Origin of the sequence: Opacimonas viscosa (assembly GCF_024199005.1) — a bacterium.
Taxonomy (GTDB): Bacteria; Pseudomonadota; Gammaproteobacteria; order Enterobacterales; family Alteromonadaceae; genus Opacimonas; species Opacimonas viscosa.
Window position 1 is genome coordinate 62,367 of the sequence record NZ_JANATA010000013.1, and the last position, 19,919, is coordinate 82,285.

General features: G+C 42.4%; 23 protein-coding genes. 14 read left to right on the plus strand and 9 right to left on the minus strand.

Annotated features, from left to right (window positions below; genetic code table 11):
• Nucleotides 1-5 precede the first annotated feature (5 nt).
• The 8 genes from nrdR to NLF92_RS08440 all read left to right on the plus strand — a co-directional run bounded on the left by nrdR (nucleotide 6) and on the right by NLF92_RS08440 (nucleotide 5,929).
• Nucleotides 6-464, plus strand: coding sequence for a transcriptional regulator NrdR (nrdR, locus tag NLF92_RS08405; protein WP_254100785.1), 459 nt, complete (start codon nucleotides 6-8; stop codon nucleotides 462-464).
• Entirely contained in the window at nucleotides 465-1,613 is a 1,149-nt protein-coding gene (gene ribD, locus NLF92_RS08410) for a bifunctional diaminohydroxyphosphoribosylaminopyrimidine deaminase/5-amino-6-(5-phosphoribosylamino)uracil reductase RibD (RefSeq protein ID WP_254100787.1), read from the plus strand. It begins immediately after the preceding gene.
• 81 nt (nucleotides 1,614-1,694) lie between these two features.
• A complete protein-coding gene (locus tag NLF92_RS08415) occupies nucleotides 1,695-2,354 on the plus strand; it encodes a riboflavin synthase (RefSeq protein WP_254100788.1) in 660 nt (219 codons plus the stop codon).
• A gap of 6 nt (nucleotides 2,355-2,360) precedes the next feature.
• Entirely contained in the window at nucleotides 2,361-3,473 is a 1,113-nt protein-coding gene (gene ribBA, locus NLF92_RS08420) for a bifunctional 3,4-dihydroxy-2-butanone-4-phosphate synthase/GTP cyclohydrolase II (protein WP_254100790.1), read from the plus strand.
• Nucleotides 3,474-3,535: 62 nt separating this feature from the next.
• Nucleotides 3,536-4,015, plus strand: coding sequence for a 6,7-dimethyl-8-ribityllumazine synthase (gene ribH, locus NLF92_RS08425; protein WP_254100792.1), 480 nt, complete (start codon nucleotides 3,536-3,538; stop codon nucleotides 4,013-4,015).
• A gap of 11 nt (nucleotides 4,016-4,026) precedes the next feature.
• A complete protein-coding gene (gene nusB / locus NLF92_RS08430) occupies nucleotides 4,027-4,449 on the plus strand; it encodes a transcription antitermination factor NusB (RefSeq protein WP_254100840.1) in 423 nt (140 codons plus the stop codon).
• A gap of 6 nt (nucleotides 4,450-4,455) precedes the next feature.
• Nucleotides 4,456-5,442 (plus strand): thiamine-phosphate kinase, encoded by a 987-nt coding sequence (thiL, locus tag NLF92_RS08435; protein ID WP_254100793.1) that lies wholly within the window; start codon nucleotides 4,456-4,458, stop codon nucleotides 5,440-5,442.
• A complete protein-coding gene (locus tag NLF92_RS08440; RefSeq protein ID WP_254100794.1) occupies nucleotides 5,435-5,929 on the plus strand; it encodes a phosphatidylglycerophosphatase A family protein in 495 nt (164 codons plus the stop codon). Before thiL ends, NLF92_RS08440 begins: the two co-directional genes overlap by 8 nt.
• Before the next feature lie 126 nt (nucleotides 5,930-6,055).
• On the opposite strand, the gene dxs is transcribed toward NLF92_RS08440, so the two are convergent.
• The 3 genes from dxs to xseB are packed head-to-tail and all read right to left on the minus strand — an operon-like array spanning nucleotide 6,056 to nucleotide 9,064.
• Entirely contained in the window at nucleotides 6,056-7,939 is a 1,884-nt protein-coding gene (dxs, locus tag NLF92_RS08445; RefSeq protein ID WP_254100796.1) for a 1-deoxy-D-xylulose-5-phosphate synthase, read from the minus strand.
• 14 nt (nucleotides 7,940-7,953) lie between these two features.
• Nucleotides 7,954-8,841 carry a farnesyl diphosphate synthase gene (locus tag NLF92_RS08450; protein ID WP_254100798.1) on the minus strand — a complete coding sequence of 296 codons (888 nt, stop codon included), beginning with the start codon at nucleotides 8,839-8,841 and terminating at the stop codon, nucleotides 7,954-7,956.
• 1 nt (nucleotide 8,842) lies between these two features.
• Nucleotides 8,843-9,064, minus strand: coding sequence for an exodeoxyribonuclease VII small subunit (xseB, locus tag NLF92_RS08455; RefSeq protein WP_254100800.1), 222 nt, complete (start codon nucleotides 9,062-9,064; stop codon nucleotides 8,843-8,845).
• A gap of 151 nt (nucleotides 9,065-9,215) precedes the next feature.
• Between xseB and pomA the strand changes: the two genes are divergently transcribed.
• Together pomA and NLF92_RS08465 are read left to right on the plus strand one after the other, a co-directional pair.
• Nucleotides 9,216-9,983, plus strand: coding sequence for a flagellar motor protein PomA (gene pomA, locus NLF92_RS08460; RefSeq protein WP_254100802.1), 768 nt, complete (start codon nucleotides 9,216-9,218; stop codon nucleotides 9,981-9,983).
• Nucleotides 9,983-10,915 (plus strand): flagellar motor protein MotB, encoded by a 933-nt coding sequence (locus NLF92_RS08465; protein ID WP_432420217.1) that lies wholly within the window; start codon nucleotides 9,983-9,985, stop codon nucleotides 10,913-10,915. Before pomA ends, NLF92_RS08465 begins: the two co-directional genes overlap by 1 nt.
• Before the next feature lie 119 nt (nucleotides 10,916-11,034).
• Here the strand turns inward: NLF92_RS08465 and NLF92_RS08470 are convergent, their stop codons facing one another.
• The 5 genes from NLF92_RS08470 to NLF92_RS08490 form a co-directional block, all read right to left on the minus strand.
• Nucleotides 11,035-12,291, minus strand: a complete 1,257-nt coding sequence (locus NLF92_RS08470) for an SAM-dependent methyltransferase (RefSeq protein ID WP_254100804.1) — start codon at nucleotides 12,289-12,291, stop codon at nucleotides 11,035-11,037.
• 4 nt (nucleotides 12,292-12,295) lie between these two features.
• The gene (locus NLF92_RS08475; RefSeq protein ID WP_254100805.1) at nucleotides 12,296-13,099 is read right to left on the minus strand and encodes a DUF1365 domain-containing protein; all 804 of its coding nucleotides are present in this window, start codon (nucleotides 13,097-13,099) and stop codon (nucleotides 12,296-12,298) included.
• The gene (locus NLF92_RS08480) at nucleotides 13,072-14,331 is read right to left on the minus strand and encodes an NAD(P)/FAD-dependent oxidoreductase (protein ID WP_254100807.1); all 1,260 of its coding nucleotides are present in this window, start codon (nucleotides 14,329-14,331) and stop codon (nucleotides 13,072-13,074) included. The genes NLF92_RS08475 and NLF92_RS08480 overlap by 28 nt, the downstream gene beginning before the upstream one ends.
• Before the next feature lie 76 nt (nucleotides 14,332-14,407).
• Nucleotides 14,408-15,124 (minus strand): SDR family NAD(P)-dependent oxidoreductase, encoded by a 717-nt coding sequence (locus NLF92_RS08485; protein WP_254100809.1) that lies wholly within the window; start codon nucleotides 15,122-15,124, stop codon nucleotides 14,408-14,410.
• On the minus strand, nucleotides 15,121-15,570 hold the full coding sequence (locus NLF92_RS08490) for a nuclear transport factor 2 family protein (protein ID WP_254100811.1): 450 nt from the start codon (nucleotides 15,568-15,570) through the stop codon (nucleotides 15,121-15,123). The genes NLF92_RS08485 and NLF92_RS08490 overlap by 4 nt, the downstream gene beginning before the upstream one ends.
• Before the next feature lie 140 nt (nucleotides 15,571-15,710).
• On the opposite strand from NLF92_RS08490, the gene NLF92_RS08495 reads away from it, so the two are divergent.
• From NLF92_RS08495 to NLF92_RS08505, 3 genes are all read left to right on the plus strand, one after another.
• Nucleotides 15,711-16,280: an LON peptidase substrate-binding domain-containing protein gene (locus NLF92_RS08495; RefSeq protein ID WP_349293223.1), complete on the plus strand. Its 570-nt coding sequence runs from the start codon at nucleotides 15,711-15,713 to the stop codon at nucleotides 16,278-16,280.
• A 64-nt stretch (nucleotides 16,281-16,344) separates the two neighbouring features.
• A complete protein-coding gene (locus NLF92_RS08500; RefSeq protein ID WP_254100815.1) occupies nucleotides 16,345-16,959 on the plus strand; it encodes a sigma-70 family RNA polymerase sigma factor in 615 nt (204 codons plus the stop codon).
• Nucleotides 16,952-17,614: a ChrR family anti-sigma-E factor gene (locus NLF92_RS08505; protein ID WP_254100818.1), complete on the plus strand. Its 663-nt coding sequence runs from the start codon at nucleotides 16,952-16,954 to the stop codon at nucleotides 17,612-17,614. The genes NLF92_RS08500 and NLF92_RS08505 overlap by 8 nt, the downstream gene beginning before the upstream one ends.
• A 259-nt stretch (nucleotides 17,615-17,873) precedes the next feature.
• Here NLF92_RS08505 and NLF92_RS08510 read toward each other — a convergent pair whose 3' ends face one another.
• The gene (locus NLF92_RS08510) at nucleotides 17,874-18,629 is read right to left on the minus strand and encodes an outer membrane protein assembly factor BamD (RefSeq protein ID WP_254100820.1); all 756 of its coding nucleotides are present in this window, start codon (nucleotides 18,627-18,629) and stop codon (nucleotides 17,874-17,876) included.
• A 140-nt stretch (nucleotides 18,630-18,769) separates the two neighbouring features.
• Between NLF92_RS08510 and rluD the strand changes: the two genes are divergently transcribed.
• Complete coding sequence (rluD, locus tag NLF92_RS08515) at nucleotides 18,770-19,762, plus strand: 23S rRNA pseudouridine(1911/1915/1917) synthase RluD (protein WP_254100822.1); 993 nt, start codon at nucleotides 18,770-18,772, stop codon at nucleotides 19,760-19,762.
• The last annotated feature ends 157 nt before the right edge of the window (nucleotides 19,763-19,919 follow it).

Genomic DNA, 19,919 nt, shown 5'->3' on the forward strand with positions numbered 1-19,919 from the left:
AGTACATGTTTTGTCCATTTTGTAATGAACAAGAGACCAAAGTGATAGATTCTCGTCTGGTTGCAGAGGGTCATCAGATCCGCAGAAGACGCGAGTGTTTGACCTGCAAAGAACGCTTCACAACCTTCGAAATTGCGGAATTAGTATTACCTAAAGTTATTAAGCGAGATGGCTCCCGTGAACCGTTTAATGAGGAAAAACTCAGAGCGGGTTTACAAAGGGCCTTAGAAAAAAGGCCAGTCAGTACAGAAAGTATCGAAAAAGCGATTAATGACATCAAATCAGGTTTACGTGCGACCGGTGAGCGCGAAGTAGAAAGTGAGTTTGTCGGTAATATCATTATGGACAACCTCAAAGAACTAGACCAAGTTGCTTATGTGCGGTTTGCGTCTGTTTATCGCTCGTTTGAAGATATTCGCGAGTTTGGTGAAGAGATTGCACGTTTGGGTAAGAAGGCCCCCTAAATGTCATTTTCTCCTGCAGATTATTCATTCATGGCACAGGCGTTGAAGTTAGCTGAACGTGGACGATATACTGCACGCCCAAATCCTATGGTGGGTTGTGTCTTAGTCAAAGATGCCCAAGTCATTGGTTCTGGTTGGCACCAACAAGCTGGTCAGCCTCATGCTGAAATCAATGCTTTAACTGCCGCTGCTACTGCCGGGCACGATGTGACCGGAGCAACCGCCTATGTCACATTAGAACCTTGTAGTCATCAAGGCCGAACAGGACCTTGTGCGGATGCACTTATCCACGCAAAAGTCGCAAAAGTCATCGTGGCGATGCAAGATCCTTTTGCAGCTGTTTCAGGAGCGGGTATTGCTAGGTTACAAAACGCAGGGATCACAGTTGAAATCGGTTGCTTAGAAGCGGCAGCCACACACTTAAATCGGCATTTTTTATATCGTGCGACCGAACATCGTCCTTGGGTGACTGTGAAGTTGGGTATGTCCTTAGACGGTAAAATTGCACTAGAGAACGGACACAGTCAGTGGATTACTAGCGCTGCAGCTCGTCGAGATGTCCAAGCTTACCGAGCCCAATACGACGCTATTCTGACTGGTGCTGATACGGTTCTTGCTGATGACCCTAGTATGAACGTACGCAGTGCTGAACTGCCCCAACATGTGTTACAGACGTTGGCACAGCAAAATACCGATATCACATTAAAACAACCTGCTTGTTTTATCGTTGACTCCAAACAGCGGCTCAGTACACATGCCAAGATAATGCGCAGTACTTCGACTGTTTTTGGGGTGAATACTGTGCCCAGTGATAGCTATGGTTTGGCACATTTTCAACAAGTCAGCCAAAGTGCAACTGGACAGTGTGATTTGGAGCAAGTTTTAGACTGGATTGCTCGCATTCCGGCAAATGCCGTTTGGGTAGAAGCAGGGCCACAGTTAGTCGGAGCTTTGTTGGACGCGAATTTAGTCAATGAACTCATTATTTATCAAGCGCCTATTATTTTAGGGGCCAATGCACAAAGCGCGTTTGGGATCAAAACATTAGATAGTTTGACCCAGAGTATACAGCTCTCTACCCAATCAGTAACAACGGTAGGGACTGACATAAAACATGTTCTGTTAGTCCAAAAAGACAGAACACACTAAGTTCATGACAATACTTACAACACCCCATCATGGCGTGTTGTAAGATAAGTTGACGAAATAAGTTTGGCATAGGGAGACACAATGTTTACCGGTATAATTGAAGCAGTTGGCACAATTGCTAGCTTACAAAACAGTGGTTCTGACATTCGTTTAAAAATAGATTGTCCGACTTTAGATATGCATGATGTGGCCTTGGGCGACTCGATTGCTACAAATGGCGTATGTTTAACTGTCGTTGAATTTGGTACAAATCACTATTGTGCTGATGTATCTCAAGAAACCATAAAATATACAGGGTTTGCCAATTACCACGAAGGTATGTCTGTAAACCTAGAAAAAGCCATGCTTCCGACCAGTCGTTTTGGTGGACATATTGTTTCTGGGCATGTCGATGGTGTTGGAGAAATTTCCCGTATTATCGATCAACAAAAATACATTGAAGTCTGGGTCAAAATGCCAGATGACATCGCACATTATATTGCGCACAAAGGTTCGATTACAGTCGATGGTGTCAGCTTGACGGTAAATGAAGTCAAAGGTGATGAGTTTATGTTGTGGTTAATTCCGCATACGTTAGAAAAAACGATCATTGGACAATATACAGCTGGTACCAAAGTGAATTTAGAAGTTGATGTCATTGCTCGTTATTTAGAACGTTTGATGACAGGTAAAAAAACCGAACAAAAATCTGATATCAGTATGGCCTTTTTAGCTGAAAATGGTTACCTCAATAGGAAATAATTAAATATGTCATTTCATTCCCCTACAGAAATTATCGAAGACATTCGCCAAGGTAAAATGGTTATTTTGATGGATGATGAAGATCGCGAAAACGAAGGCGATCTCATTATGGCAGCAGAGCATGTCACGCCAGAAGCCATCAACTTTATGGTAACGCATGCACGAGGCTTAGTGTGTTTACCGATGACTGCAGAGCGTTGCCGTACTCTGAAATTACCATTGATGGTCGATAAAAATGCTGCTCAGTTTTCAACTAACTTTACGGTCTCTATTGAAGCGGCAACTGGCGTCACTACGGGTATCTCTGCCGCTGATCGTGCGACGACTATTTTAGCCGCTGTGAACCCCAATGCAGTAGCTGAAGACATCGTCCAACCTGGCCATATCTTTCCATTGATTGCGAAAGAGGGTGGGGTATTAAATCGTGCAGGTCATACAGAAGCGGGCGTGGATTTAGCTCGTTTAGCAGGTTGTGAACCTGCGTCGGTCATTGTGGAAATCTTAAATGATGATGGCACAATGGCACGTCGTCCAGAGCTGGAAGAATTTGCGAAAAAACATGATTTAAAAATCGGTACCATTGCTGATTTGATTGAGTATCGCAATCTCAACGAAACGAGCATTGAAGAGGTTGCCCGTTGTATTTTACCCACTGCATATGGTGAATTTGATCTCGTCACTTACAAAGATGTGATTGATGAACAAGTACATTTTGCTTTGGTTAAAGGAGAAATTAACAAAGATACGCCGACTACTGTGCGGGTACACTTACAAAATACGTTTTCTGACTTGTTGGGTAGTACTCGCGGTGTTAATCGCTCAATGGGCTTACCGCAAGCGATGGAGCGCATAGCCAAAGATGGGGGCGTATTGGTGTTGTTGGGTGCCAAAGAAGATGTGATTGGTCAGGTGCGTCAGTATGCAGCTGAAGATAGTGGTTCGGTAGCAACTAGCAAAGCATGGCAAGGTTCATCGAGAACGGTTGGGGTAGGTAGCCAAATCTTGGTGTCCTTGGGCGTTCAGAAAATGAAATTATTATCCAAACCGGTTAAATATTCTGGCTTGTCGGGCTATGGTTTAGAGGTTGTGGAATACATCAGTGATTTTTACGAGAGTTAAGCAAGGTAACCTCGTATTTTTGTGCTATAATTCGTCGCGTTAAATTTTACAGGACATGAGATATGCAAGTAATTGAAGGTAATATCAGAGCAACAGGCAAAAAATTTGCGATTGTTGTTTCTCGTTTTAATAGCTTTGTTGTAGAAAGTTTATTAGAAGGTGCACTTGATGCACTTGAGCGTCATGGCGAAGTCAGTGACGAAGATGTCACATTAGTGCGTGTTCCTGGCGCTTATGAATTACCATTGGTCGCTAAAAAATTAGCTGACAAAGGCGGCTATGATGCCATTATTGCATTAGGCGCTGTGATCCGTGGTGGTACACCACACTTTGATTTTGTTGCTGGTGAATGTAACAAAGGTTTAGCCCAAGTATCGCTAGACTATGGTATCCCAGTTTCTTTTGGTGTCATCACTACTGATAGTATTGAACAAGCCATTGAACGTTCTGGTACTAAAGCCGGTAACAAAGGTGCAGAAGCGGCCTTAGGCGCACTAGAAATGGTTAACGTAGTGAGTGCTATCGAAGAGGCAACTAAGTGAGCCAATCTGCAATGAAACCAGCTGCGCGTCGCAAGGCGCGTGAGCTAGCTTTACAAGGTGTGTACTCGTGGCAGATGTCAGGTAATGACGTTTCTGGGATTGAGCTGCACCTTGCGACCACGAATAATATGGCAAAAGTTGATATGCCATATTTTCAAGAATTATTCCGTGAAGTCGTGAAGCAAGTCGAACACTTAGATATCACGATGAAACCGTATTTAGGTCGTTTACCTGAAGAGTTGGATCCTATCGAGAAAGCAATTTTGCGGATCTCTACTTATGAATTAGTCTCACGCATTGATGTGCCTTACAAGGTCGTGATTAATGAAGGGATTGAATTAGCTAAAAACTTCGGGGCGGAAGAAAGTCATAAATTCGTTAATGGCGTGTTGGATAAAGCAGTAAAGACACTTCGTAAACACGAACTATCCTAATTTCTCATGCAAGAATTCTCAATTATTGAGCAATACTTCACGAATCAAACTCAACCACGCCGAGACGTTTTAGTCGGTGTGGGTGATGATTGTGCCATTACCCAAATACCTGAAAATCATGTACTTGCTACGACTACAGATACACTAGTCAGCGGTATCCACTTTCTTCCGGAAACAAACCCTGCTGATATAGCTCACAAAGCGCTAGCTGTAAATCTAAGTGACTTGGCTGCAATGGGCGCAACACCTGCTTGGGTCAGTTTGGCGCTGACATTACCTGATGCTAATGAAGATTGGTTAAGCGAGTTTGCAGATTCATTTGCGCGTTTGTGTGAGTATTATTCGATTAATCTTATCGGTGGTGATACGACGCGAGGGCCTTTGAGTATCACGATCACCGCGCAAGGTTTTGTTCCACCAGATAGTGTCATAAAGCGCTCAGGGGCTCGTCCTGGTGACGCTATTTTTGTTACGGGCACTTTGGGAGATGCAGGGGCAGGGCTTGGTTTATTAAAAGAAACATTGACGGAAGAGAATGTTGCATTAGATAGCCTGGCTGCTAGTTATTTATTGTTGCGCCACAACACACCGACACCTAGAGTGTTAGCTGGTACTACGTTGCGTCGCAAGGTCAGTAGTTGTATCGATATTTCGGATGGTCTCATTGGGGACATTCAACACATCATGAAAGCCTCTCAATGTGGCGCGAATATCAATGTCGGAGCGCTACCTATATCTAATGAACTGTTGTCTTTTGTGAGTCCAGAATACGCGATTGAACTGGCATTAAGTGCGGGTGATGATTATGAATTGTTGTTTACGGTGCCTCAAGACCAAATCGAAGAAGTAAAAACAGCCATGCACAGTGTGAGTATACCGATTACCCAAATCGGTCAAATGACTGGTGATGGCGAACTACATTTAAAACAAAATAATCAAGCATATATCACCCAAGCATCCGCTTACCAACATGAGATCCCACTGCATGGATAAAGCGTTACGTGCCAAAGTCAGTCTTTTCAATCCCATTCATTTTTTAGCGTTGGGTTTTGGTTCTGGCTTAGCACCCAAAGCTCCTGGTACTTTTGGCTCACTTGCAGCGATTCCATTGTTGTTACTGATTGCTCAAACCCAAACGTGGTGGTTTGTGGCTTTGGCTATATTCGTCTGTGTGATGGGTATTTGGATTTGTGACAAGACCGCTTATGATATGGGCGTTCATGATCATGGTAGTATTGTTTGGGATGAAATTGCAGGTATGTTCTGTGCGTTTATCTTTGTCCCTTTAAGTTGGGATACATTACTGTTGGGGTTCCTTTTGTTTCGTTGGCTCGACATTCAGAAACCCTGGCTGATAGGGCGCCTAGATAAGGCGATGAAAGGCGGTTTAGGGATCATGGCCGATGATATCTTAGCAGGGGTGATAACCGCATTATTATTGCATCTATACTTGGTTTTAATACTGTTTTACCCATCATAATATCTCATTACTGGTATATCTATTGCGCCAAGTAACAACCAAAAATATCTAATAAAAAAGCAGTGGCTCGCGCGACTGCTTTTTTACTCGTAACATTCGAAATGTCATAAACTAAGCTTTAGTGATTTAGTCTGCAGCTAAAAAACGTTTCAGCTGTTGCACAATCCCGGCACCATCGATTTCGAGTTCGGCATACATCTCAGCCTGAGTCCCTTGCATGATAAAGCTATCCGGTAAACCGCATTGGAGTAGTTTGGTTAACTGTTGAGAGCGGAACAAATATTCTGCTACTTCTGTTCCTGCACCGCCTTTGATTGAACCGTCTTCCAGGGTGATTAGCACATCATGTTCGGCAACTGCTTGGTCTACTGCGGCAGTATCCAAAGGCTTAACAAAGCGCATATCAATTAACGTGGCATCTAGGGTTTCTGCACTTTGCATCGCTTCGGGGAGTAACGTCCCAAAATTGAGTATTGCGACTTTCTTATCTGTTGTCGCTCCAGCATTGCGCAAGGTTCGAGATTGGCCTAGCGGGATTTCAGTCATATCAGCAATGATATCCACCCCTAAACCACCACCTCTAGGGTAGCGCACAGCAGCAGGTGTGGATAATTGATATCCAGTGTATAGCATTTGCCGACATTCGTTCTCATCACCTGGTGTCATGATGACCATATTAGGGATACAGCGTAAAAAGCTGATATCAAAAGCACCTTGGTGCGTTGGACCATCTGCACCGACCAAACCAGCGCGGTCAATAGCGAACAAGACAGGTAAGTTTTGTAATGCCACATCATGGATGAGTTGGTCATAAGCACGTTGTAAAAACGTAGAGTAAATGGCGACAACTGGATGTAGAGCTTGGGTTGCCATCCCTGCAGCGAGTGTGACCGCATGCTGTTCAGCAATGGCGACATCAAAATATTGTTCGGGGTATTCTTGAGAAAACTTGACCATACCAGAGCCTTCACGCATGGCCGGGGTAATGGCCATGAGTTTTGGATCTTGTTGAGCCATATCACAAAGCCACTCGCCAAATATACTTGAGTAAGTTGGACTGGCAGGTTTACTTTTCGGTAAAGCCTGGTCTTCAGGATTAAATTTTGGTACAGCGTGAAACTTGATGGGATCTTGTTCTGCTAACTCGTAACCTTTCCCTTTTTTGGTAACGACATGCAAAATCTGAGGCCCACGGATGTTGCGCATATTGCGTAAGGTATCCACCATACCAGTGACATCATGGCCGTCAATCGGACCAATATAGGTAAACCCTAATTCTTCGAAAATAGTACCGGGTACGACCATGCCTTTGATGTGCTCTTCGGCACGTGATGCAAACTCTTTCAGTGGGGGAACGGTACCTAAAACTTTTTTGCTCCCATCACGGATAGTATTATAAAAGGAACCGGTTAGCAGTCGTGCGAGGTGGCTATTTAAGGCACCAACGTTTTCTGAAATAGACATTTCGTTATCATTTAAAATAACCACCATGTCTTTACCAATATCACCGCCGTGGTTGAGTGCTTCAAAGGCTAATCCTGCGGTTAATGCACCGTCACCAATCACAGCAACCGTCTTGCGGTTCTTACCTTCTTTTTCTGCAGCAATCGACATTCCAAGAGCGGCACTTATCGATGTTGATGAGTGGCCCACTGCAAATGTGTCATATGGACTTTCTGGTGGCCATGGGAAAGGGTGTAAGCCCCCTTTTTGCCGAATAGTGGTCATGCGCTCTCGACGTTCAGTCAATATTTTATGTGGATATGCTTGGTGACCCACATCCCAGACGAGCTGGTCAAAAGGCGTGTTATAGACATAATGAAGAGCAACAGTGAGTTCTACTGTACCCAAGCCAGATGCAAAATGTCCACTAGACTGGCTCACAGACTCCAGCAAATACTGGCGTAACTGCTCAGATAATTCTGGTAAATTTTGCTTGGGTAACGTCCTTAATTCTTCGGGGTTATTCGCCAATGCAAGTAGTGGATATTGTTCTATATTTATGGTCATTTTTTTCTAATTATTTAATGTTTACGCTGGATAATGTATTTAGCAAAATCCTGGAGTCCTTGCGTATTGTAGGGTAATTGTGCACAAGCTGTGAGGGCGTCAGCTAATAACGTTTCACAGTATAATTGTGCTTCCTTTAAACCAAGTAAAGCTGGGAACGTCGATTTGTTTAAATCAACATCTGAGCCTGATGGTTTTCCTAACGTCACACTATCACTGGTCACGTCTAAAATATCGTCTTGGACTTGGAAAGCGAGTCCAACGGCTTTACTGTATTGTTGTAACGCTGCTTTGTGGGCAGGAGCAATGTCATGGCTCAATTCTACAACAAAATCAATACAAGCATTTAATAATGCACCCGTTTTTAAATTATGCAATAAAGTCAATTGTGCTAAATCGATACTCACATCTGTCGCATCTAGGTCGATGGCTTGGCCACCACACATTCCATGAAACCCTGCCGCACGGGTTAACACCTTGGCACAACGGACTTTCTTTGCTGCATCCAAGTTTTCAGCGTGCATAATGATATCAAACGCCATGGTTTGTAAAGCATCGCCGACTAAAATAGCAATCCCCTCTGGGAATTTTTTGTGACAGGTAGGTTGGCCTCGACGTAAATCATCATCATCCATAGCCGGCAGATCATCGTGTACTAATGAGTAAGCATGGATGCATTCAATCGCAGCCATAAGCGGCAATGCTTTATGAAGCGGGACATCTAATACTTCACTGACCAAGCCAATCAGCAAAGGTCTCACTCTTTTACCTTGGCTGAGCAGGGCGTAGCGCATGGCATCAATTAACTGTGACGGTAATTGAGGTAAATCGGCTAATTGCTGCTCTAAAAAAGCATCGGTTGCGGTAGCGTATTTGACTTGTGAATCTTGGATTGAACTCATGTTACTTTGGGAAATCGGCCAAGTTCATGTGGTCCGAAGAAAGCATTTGTACTTTTTGTTCTGCGTTTTTCAACATCGTCTGGCTGGTACGCGCAAGTTTTATACCTTCTTCAAACTTGGCCAATGCATCCGCAAGAGGTAACTCCCCTTGTTCCATTTGCTGGACAATAGATTCCAGTTGTTGCATTGCTTGTTCAAAGTTTAACTCAGCAGACTCAGACATACGTTTTCCTCGTAAATGGTAGACCAATATAATATCAATTTTATTTACGGTTGGGTACGTTTGTCTGGTTATACCGAAGATTTTTATTGAGTTATTGTGAATTCGGTCGATAAATTTTCTGTGAATTAATTCAAACGCTTTGAGGAAACCTGTGGATATAGCAACTCTTGTCGGCATGTTAGGTGCAATTGGCTTCATCGTTATGGCGATGGTGCAAGGTGGTAGTATTGATATGTTTATCAACGTGCCATCGATACTCATCGTATTTTGTGGCTCGATTTTCGTTGTCTTATCGCAGTATTCTTTAGCCCAGTTTTTAGGGGCGGGTAAAATTGCTGCCAAAGCATTTATGTTCAAAATAGAAGCGCCAGAAGAGTTGATTCAAAAGGTGGTTGAAATGGCCGATGCGGCTCGTAAAGGTGGCTTTTTAGCCCTCGAAGAAGCCCAAATCGATAATGCTTTTATGCAAAAAGGCGTTGATATGCTAGTGGATGGTCATGATGTTGAAGTGGTGCGTTCGACCCTTGCCAAAGATATTTCTATGACCACCGAACGGCATGATTTTGGTGCCACTATTTTCAAAAGTTTAGGGGATGTTGCTCCAGCCATGGGGATGATTGGGACATTGATTGGTTTGGTGGCGATGCTCTCCAACATGGATGATCCAAAATCCATCGGTCCAGCGATGGCGGTTGCACTTTTGACAACACTCTATGGTGCTTTCCTTGCCAATATTATCTGTTTGCCGATTGCCTTTAAGTTAAGTGTCCGCGCTGGTGAAGAAAAGATTAATCAATCACTCGTCTTGGACGGTATTTTAGGTATTGCTGATGGACAAAATCCTCGAGTCATTGACGGTATCTTAAAATCATATTTGGCTGAAAGTAAACGTGCTGCCGAAGAAGGTAAGGAAGAATAGTGGAAGACGAATGCCCAAAATGTCCTCCCGAAGGCCTACCTGCCTGGATGGGGACCTTTGCTGACCTAATGTCACTGTTGATGTGTTTCTTTGTACTCTTGTTGTCGTTTTCTGAGATGGATGTACTGAAGTTTAAACAGATTGCGGGCTCTATGAAATTTGCGTTCGGTGTGCAAAGTAAATTAGAAGTAAAAGATATACCGAAAGGTACCAGTGTGATTGCGATGGAGTTTAGCCCTGGTAAACCGCAGCCCACTCCGATAGAAGATATTCAGCAAGTCACCACCGAAATCACAAAACAAGAATTGGATTTTCAAGAAGGTGAAAGTAATACCGCTGGTGGTAAACAGCGTCAAGAAGGTGCCTTATCGGGCGGTCAAGCTCAGTCTACTTCGATTAATAAATCCAATGAAGCCCAAGGTAAGGCAAATTCTGACCAGGAAAATGTCGAAGAATCGGTCAAGAAAATTGCTGAAAAACTGGAAAAAGAAATTGAAGATGGTGCGATTGATTTAGAAGCGTTAGGGCAACAAATTACCATCCGTATTCGTGAAAAGGGGAGTTTTGCGGCAGGATCAGCCTTTTTACAGCCTCAGTTTGTACCGGTATTGACACGCATAGCTGAAGTCTTGGCAGACATTCCTGGCGAGATAGAAGTGGCGGGGCATAGTGATATCTCAAATATTGCAAACAAGCTATATGGTTCTAACTGGGACTTATCTGCTTCACGCGCCGTTGCGGTAGCGGAGGTATTGGTCGAGGTTCCTGGTTTTAATCCAAAACGTATGCAAGTCGTAGGTAAATCCAACAATGAGTTGTTGACTGAAGATAGAACACCCGATGCTCAGGCTAGAAACCGTCGAGTTGAAATCAAAATTAACCAAGGTAAAGCCAAGGAAACGGATATTATCAGTGTGACCAACGGGCAATAAAAAACTAGGTCTACGTGAGTAGTACCTAGTTTTATTTAAAAGGTGGACGTTGCTGACCATTATAAACGTTTGCCTGAGTGCTGATTGATAGATTATCGGCACCCATCTAAGAATGCGTATTAACGAAACTTTAAATCGTTGATATGCGCACCTTTACCTAACACCAGCTGTACCGTAGAAATGGTTCTTTCACGGAAACCGCCTTCGCAATAATTCAGATAAAACTGCCACATTCTAGCAAATCTTTCGTCATACCCTTTTTGCTTTAAGCTCTCCATGTTATCCAAAAACTCTTCATGCCAGTGCAGTAGAGTTTGCGCATAATCCAGACCGATATCATGCAAATCTCGAATACTCATATCGGTATACTTTTTGACGCACTTGTTTAACACAAATTGAGACGGTAAAAAGCCACCTGGGAAAATGTATTTTTGGATGAAATCAACGTTTTTACTGTAGCTATCATAACGACGGTCATCGATGGTGATGGCTTGTAATACCATTAGGCCTTCTGGTTTGAGTAACTCATCACACTTCTTGAAAAAGCTTGGAAGGTACTCTTTGCCTACGGCCTCAATCATTTCAATCGACACTAATTTGTCGTATTTGCCAGTCAATAAGCGATAGTCTTGCTTTAAAAGGGTGACTTTATCCTGTAGCCCTTCTTTGGCAACCCACTCTTCGGCCCAAGCGTATTGTTCATCAGAGATTGTCGTGGTGGTGACTTTACAGCCGAAATGCTTGGCTGCAAAAACGGCTAGACCACCCCAGCCGGTACCAATCTCGATTAGATGATCATCTGGGGTGAGTTGTAACTTCTCACAGATAGTTTGTAACTTAGTCTGCTGTGCTTCGGCTAAGGTTGCTTCGCTGTGTGGATAAATCGCCGCAGAATACATCATGGAATTATCCAAAAACTCGGTATATAAGTCATTTCCTAAATCGTAATGCGCTTGGATATTTTTACGAGCTTGTTCGACTGAGTTGCGATTAGCGAAATGCTGAACTTTGTTAATTGGCCACATCAACCATTTGAAACGCGCTTCCCAGCGATCTAATACCGGTAGATTTCGGGCAAACACACGAATGACATTGGTAACATTGGGGCTATTCCACAAACCTTCCATAAAGGTTTCCCCAGATGCAACACTCCCACCGAGTAATAATTTGCGGTAGGCTTGGATATGTAGGATATTCACTTCAGCGTGTAAGTCACTGTCTTCTTTACCAAAAGTACCGATTAATACACCATTCTCTTTGATGGTTAAATGGCCGTCAGGAAGGTATTTTACAACACTCAAAAAGGCGTTTTTCGCCCAGCGATCCATTAAGGAGCCTGCGTCTTGTTGAATAATAATTTCTTCTGCTTGAGACATAGGATTAATCCTTGGGTTGTGTGATTTCATTGCGCAACGAACCTGGATGACCATAGAACGGTGTGCGTTTTATAAATAGTTTTACGGCTTCCCAATAAATTCCGATCACCGTTTTAACGGTCATACTGGGAATTGATTTCTTGGCGGTAAGCAGGTTTTGTGGTGTTAGTGCGTGTCTGGTTAAACGCAAGCCAGCAGTCATATGTTTGGTGTCCTTATGACAACTGAGTTGCAAGGTAAATTGTTCAGCCGGTTCTGATATACGCCATTTGTAGACCATATCAATCGGATTAAAGGGACTCACATGAAACATCTTGTCGGTGTCTGCTTGTTCGGCCAAATCAACTAAGTAATAATGCCGTTCATGCCATGGAGTGTTACTGACTTCTGCTAACATATATGTGAATGTGTCATCAGACTTTATAAAGTAAAAATTTACCGGACTAAAATACAGTCCGAGCATTCTTGGCTGGCCCATAAAGTAGACGTCACCAGATATGGTCGTTGGATCAGCAATATCTAGTTCAGATTTCAATGCATTGGCTTTGTCTAGTACTGCTGTGCTCATATCATGTATTTCAGGGGAAATATAATCACTGCGCCGAAACTCCAGCATACCTTTGCGACCAACATTAAACCCATCGATATTGGCCAGTTGTTCCATCTCTGACAGTTTTAACCAAAAGAGATAAATGTCATATACAAATTTATGCTGAGTCGGGGTAAAGCGTTGATGTAACACTTCACCTCGATAAATGGCACTTTCCAAAACATCAGTCACTAGAGTGTCAGCCCAAAGTGTCGGCATACATCGAGTGCGCTGCGCACGCCGTCTTCGTGAAAACCGTTATACCAATAAGCACCACAGAAATAGCCGTTACCTGCAGCATTAATTTCATCACGACGGTTTTGGGCCGCTACCATTGTTGGACTAAATTGTGGGTGCGCATAATGAAATTTACCTAGAATTTTATCTGGATCCAAGGCATCCGTGTTATTTAAGGTCACGCAGAAAGTCGTATCACTTTGGATGCGTTGTAAAATATTCATGTTGTAGGTGAGCGATGCTGGGGCATTTTCTTCACCTGGCTCACCTTTGATTAAATAATTCCAGCTAGCCCAAGCAAGAGGACGCTTAGGCAGCACTGAGGTATCGGTATGCAAGACGACTTCATTCATCGCGTAACCAATATCACCCAAAATCTCAGCCTGTGTCGGGGTTGGCTCTGCAAGCATCGCTAGGGCTTGGTCCGAATGACAAGCAAACACTACGTCGTCAAATGTTTCGGTTTGCTCGTTAGCAGTAACGTGAAACTGACCATCTTGTTTTATGACGCGAGTAACCGGAGTGTTTAATTTTATTTTGTCTTTAAAACTTTCTGTTAGCGGCGCAATGTATTCTCTAGAGCCGCCAATAATCGTGTACCACTGAGGTCTATCAGTAATATTCAACAAACCATGGTTGTTGAAAAACTGTAAAAAGAAGGTCAGCGGAAATGATTTTGAATCTTCTAATGTCATGGACCATATGGCGGCACACATTGGCAAAATATAGTTTTGCGAGAAATCCGTACTGAGATTGTGATGCTGAATATAATCGTAAAGTGTCACACCTTTTTCGGCATGTTGCACGGCATCGTCAGATTTACATAGCTTATTAAATTTTAAAATATCCCGAACAATACGCCAAAAACGAGGGCGCAAAATGTTGCGACGTTGGGCAAACAAAGAGTTTATAGTATTGCCATTGTACTCTAGATTTTGTGCATGGTTTTTTACACTGAAACTCATTTCAGTGGCTTGTGCGTTGACGCCTAGGATATTCATTAACTTGTTAAAGTTGGGATAGGTCCAATCATTAAACACAATAAAACCGGTGTCGATCGCATATGCTTTACCGTCTACAGTCACGTCTTTGGTGGCAGTATGTCCGCCAATATAGTCATTGGCTTCAAACACCGTAATATCGTGCTCTTTATTGAGCAAATAGGCACTTGTTAAACCCGCAATCCCGGTGCCAATAATGGCTATTTTTTTCATAAGTATCTGCTTTTTTTTGTTTTTTATAAGTTACGTCATATCTAGTTTATCGGTTTATGACCATTCATGTGTTTGCTTACTTTCTACGCATCTTTAATGCAATACGGTGCTGAATACCTTCTGGCAGGAGATGCAGTAAACGTAAAAACATACTAAATCGCGTGGGGAAATAAAAACTCGATTTTTCTGTGGCAATGCCATTTAAAATATCGTTGGCAGCTTCTTCGACGCTAATCAGCATCGGCATTGTGAAGTCATTTTTGTCGGTGAGTGGCGTTTTGACAAAGCCCGGTGCTGCTGTTTGTACTGTGATGCCTCGGTCAGCCAAATCAACAGCAAAGCTTTTTGCAATATAGTGAAGCGCTGCTTTGCTCGCACCATATGCTTCGCTTCGTGGAAATGGAAATAAGCGTGCTAAGCTTTCAACGAAGACCAATTTACTGCCTGCTGATAAGTTGGGTAACAGTACCGAAACGACATTCATAACGCCAAAGACGTTGGCTGCGAATACACGTTCAAACATGGCAGGTTCAATGTCAGAAACATCGACATATTCGCAAGTACCGGCATTCAGTAAAACAATATCGCACTGTATATTGCTCAATGCCGCAGTCGTAGCCGTCTGGTCAGTCACATCAAAACAACAGGTTTCAATATTAGGTAGCTGTGCTAATTCTTGTAGCTTATCGGTGTTTCTGCCACAGGCTATGACATGGTAATTTTGTTGTGCGGCAAGTTTCGCCACAGCTTCGCCAATGCCTGAGGTGGCGCCGGTTATTAAGAGTCTTTTCACTGTCGTAACCTGCCTTTGATTTTTTTTACTATGGTGCCTAAAAGTGGGATATGTTCATATACCATTTGGCCTAAATCGTAAAAGTCTTGATGATGTACGATTTTATTGTCGATAATTTTTAGTTGTGACATACCAGCAACATGTATCGTTTGACCATTTTTAAGTGCAGGTGTCGCAAATGACATGGTCCATGTGACTGAGTACAATGCCACATCGGTGGGTTGTACTTCTTCTACTTGTACTTGGCCTATAGTGTGGATGACAAAATCACACTGGTTGTTGTTGGTCAATAAATGCGTAAAGTATTGCGTCAGTTGTTCTAGGCCTTGATGTGAACCAACTGGGTCGACTAGCACGATATCATCAGAGTAAATCTCTTTGAGTAGAGGTAAGTCTTCAAGGCTGAGACTGCTATAAAACTTTTTGAAATTCTCTATGACTGTCATAATTTCGTTACACTTTTATACATACTACTATTTACTGCTATAAATACTACTAAGATCATATAAAAAAACATCTTTTTTTTAATCCCAATCCCCCCTGCGACCGTAATGATGATGTATATAAATAAATTAGGTTTTTTATTGTGGTATCTCTTCCTTTATTCCCATTGTCGGCGCACGTCCTTCCGGGCGGCAGAATGTCGTTACGTATTTTTGAACAACGTTATACCCGAATGGTAAAAGAAGCGTGTGGGTCAGAATCTGGCTTCGTTATTTGTATGTTAAACTCCCAGGGTAATAAAGACTTAAATGAACACATATACCCGATTGGGACATATGTAAATGTAGTTGATTTTAATTTACTCGATGACGGTTTACTCGGTGTTACGGTAGAAGGGGTGCGTTGTGTGCGTATCACGAATATCAAAACTGAAGCTGATGGCTTGCGTATTGGGGATTGCGAAATGACTGCGCCATGGGAATTTACGGCAACCAAAGAATTGCTTTACCCTATGGACAAAAAATTGGAAGAGATTTTTAAGCGCTACCCTGAAGTAAACAGTTTGTATGAAACAACAAATTTTGATGATCCCATATGGGTAATTAATCGCTGGTTAGAATTGCTACCTGTTGATGCAGAAAAGAAGCAAGAATTCCTTCAAGAAAATGATTGCTCCAAAATTGTACAATACCTGTCAGGACTGGTAGAGTAAACACTGATCTTAATTGGATCCCCCTACGTATAAAGTACATGTGTCATAATTAAAGGGATCCGCTATGCTCGTTGGAATTGCATTGGAAAATAATAAAAGTAACACCAGCAAGCCAAAGGAATGCGCTAATGAGATGTCGCAGTATTTAGTTGCTGTGGCCTCGGAACGCTGTAAGCGGTCTTATGCGAAGATTTTCGGTTATTTTGCGCCGAGATTAAGATCATACGCCCTAAAACAAATGGGTAATGAAGCTTTAGCAATGGAATTAGTCCAAGATACAATGTCAAACGTGTGGCAAAAAGCACATTTATTTAATGTGGAAAAAGGCTCACCATCCACATGGATCTTCACTATCGCTCGTAACATACGCTTTGATATGTTACGTAAACTTCAAAACAGAAAAGAAGACATTTGTTCGGACGACCTTTGGCCCATCTTGTGTGAAACCACAGCTGACCAAAATGAAATACCGTTGGATGAACAGGTAACATTAGAGCAAGTTGGACAATTGTTTAACCATTTACCGGATAAACAACGTTCAGTAATAGAAGCTATCTATATAGATGGCAAGTCGCAGCAAGAAGTCGCTGATCAACTCTCGATTCCTCTGGGAACCGTGAAAAGTAGAACTCGCCTCGCATTGCAGCGATTGAAGGATATGTTAGAAGACCATGATTAATTTTCACCCCACTGACAAGCAGTTACGTCAGTTTGCTGAAGGGAATATCTCTTCTGCGATGGCGCTCGTTGTAGCCGCTCACTGTGACATGTGTTCACATTGCCAAGAAAAAGTTGACGAAGTTAACGTTGAACTCGCTCAAGACATTGAAAACATTGCCGCTCATGAGATGACTGATCCAGCATTTGAAAAAATGCTAGCAGAGATTACTGCAAAACCCATGATTGATACTCGTCCTGCGATAGTGCCTAAAATTGAATTAGATGGCCGTTTTTTCGATGTACCAAGGCCTCTACGACGTTATGTGCGTAATACTGGTAACTGGTCAAAGTTATTAGGCAAAGTTTGGCAAGCACCTGTTGATATTGGTGAAGCTGGCGCTGCACATTTTATATTTATGGAAAATGGCGGTCAGGTACCCGAACATACACATCGTGGAAATGAACTAACGCTTGTGGTGAATGGTGAGTTTTCTGATGGCTTAGCTGACTATGACACCGGTGATTTTCTGGTCATGGATAATGAACATATTCATTCACCGCATTCAAATAACAAAGATGGCTGCCTTGTTTTCTCTATTGTTGATGAACCTTTGCACTTCACATCTGGTTTAGCTCGTTTACTGAACCCATTCAGTCATTTGTTTTTTAAATAGTTATTTGCAACATGTTATTAAAACTGATTGACAAAACCTCGTGATTGCATCGGCAGTGACTTAGTAATGTAGTTTACATTGATGATGTTCCTAACTTAAGGAACCATTCTTAAGACATAAAAATAACACCCAAAAAAAAGGATAACCTGCTAGGTTATCCTTTTTTGTTGCTTTGTAGTAAACGTATCTAACTACCAAGGTGTATCACTTAGACACATGAGATACTCAGAAAAGTCTCTTTTGTTAAAAAGCCTCAGCCTTAGATGAACTCACTATCTGGATAATTTAATTTTAAAACTTTGATAGCGTTGTTTTTTAGTTCATCTAGACCTAACTGTTCATAGGCTGCGACCATAATCTCTAAAGCAGGTTGTACCTGAGCAGTATCACTATAATGCTTAATCACGTATTGCCCTCGGTTTGCCGCTGCGACATATGCTTCACGGCGCATATAAAAACGAGCAATTGCTACTTCATACTTTGCTAAACGGTCTTTGATGAAAACCATGCGCTGTTTAGCGTCTTTGGCATACTTACTATCTGGATATTTATCGATGAGTCTGCGGAAATCATTGAAAGCTTCTTTTGACTGTGAAGGGTCACGGTCGGAACGGTCAATGTTCAGCAAATCTTGGAATAAGTTACTTTCACTTTCCATATTCGTCAGGCCACGCATGTAGTAGGCATAATCTACGTCTTTGTGATTTGGATTTAGACGAATAAAACGATCAATAGTGGCTAATGCTTGAGCACTATCACCGGCTTTATAATAGGAATAAATGAGGTCAAGTTGGATCTGTAGGGATAAAGCACCAAAAGGATAACGGGAATCCAAAGCACTTAACATTTCTGCTGCGCCATTGAAATTACCATTTTTCATGGCATTTTTTGCTTCTTGATAACTTGCTTCAGGACCTTGTAATTTCACCTGAGCAATTTTATCTTCTTCTGTGGTAGAACAGCCGCCAAGTAAAAAGAGGCTGGTAACTGACCATGCTAGAAGTTGTTTTTTCATGAATAAAACCTTTGTTATTAGGAACTCCGCAACGTAATCGGATGTTCTATGCTTATACTTTTTAATCAATATTTGTATTATTACACACCTTTGTAAGGAAACTGATATAATTAGACAATATTTTTTGTATATAGTTAATTATGTCTGAATCAGCATCACAATCGCAACACATCACGCTTACCGGTATTATTGATCAAACGCAGTTTGATAGACGCTTAGATCAAGTTCTTGCCGATTTGTTCCCTGAATATTCAAGAAGTAAGCTAAAAGAATGGATTTTAGCTGGTTTTGTCCAATTAGACGGTGAAGTCGTCACGGTGGCGCGGCAAAAAGTCCTCGGCCATGAACAAGTCGATATAAACGCTGAAGTCGCGGTACAAGTCCAAAATGTTGCTCAGGATATTGAGTTAGATATTATCTTTGAAGACGAGCATGTCTTGGTTATCAATAAACCTGCTGGCTTAGTCGTGCATCCAGGTGCAGGTAATTCTGATGGGACTGTTTTGAATGCATTATTGGCACATTGTCCAGAGATTGAAACCGTTGCACGTGCTGGTATTGTGCATCGCTTGGATAAAGATACGACAGGCTTAATGGTGGTGGCTAAAACATTATTGGCCCAGACTTATTTGGTTGAACAATTACAAACTCGGGTAATGAGTCGTGAATATGAAGCGTTGGTGACTGGCACAATGGTTGCCGGTGGTATGGTTGATGAACCGATTGGCCGTCATCCATCAAAGCGCACAGCCATGGCGGTACGTGAAACGGGCAAAGAAGCAACGACGCATTATCGGATTATTGAAAAATTTAGAAACCACACGCATCTGCGCTTAAAGCTGGAAAGTGGCCGAACACACCAGATTCGTGTGCATATGGCACATATCCGTCATTCTTTGGTCGGTGACCAGTTATATGGTGGTCGTCCACGTATGCCAAAGGCTGCTTCTGAGTCATTTATGGCAGCGTTACGCGGCTTTAAACGCCAAGCACTGCATGCTGCACAGTTATCATTTTCACACCCGATCACTGAAGATTGGCTGACATTTAAAGCGCCTTTACCAGATGATTTTGTTGCATTGTTAGACGCTGTTCGTGAAGATACTGCTGAGCATGGTCTAGATTTAGATTAACTCATTGATTCTAATTAAATACTCTAGATAAGGTTGGCTTTGCCAGCCTTTTTTATACAGCCAGTTTTTTTGCAACGAACATACACCAGTTACACCGCAATGGATAGTTGATTGATTAAAGTTGATTTAAATCAATTAACTAGTCAGTCAATTTCGG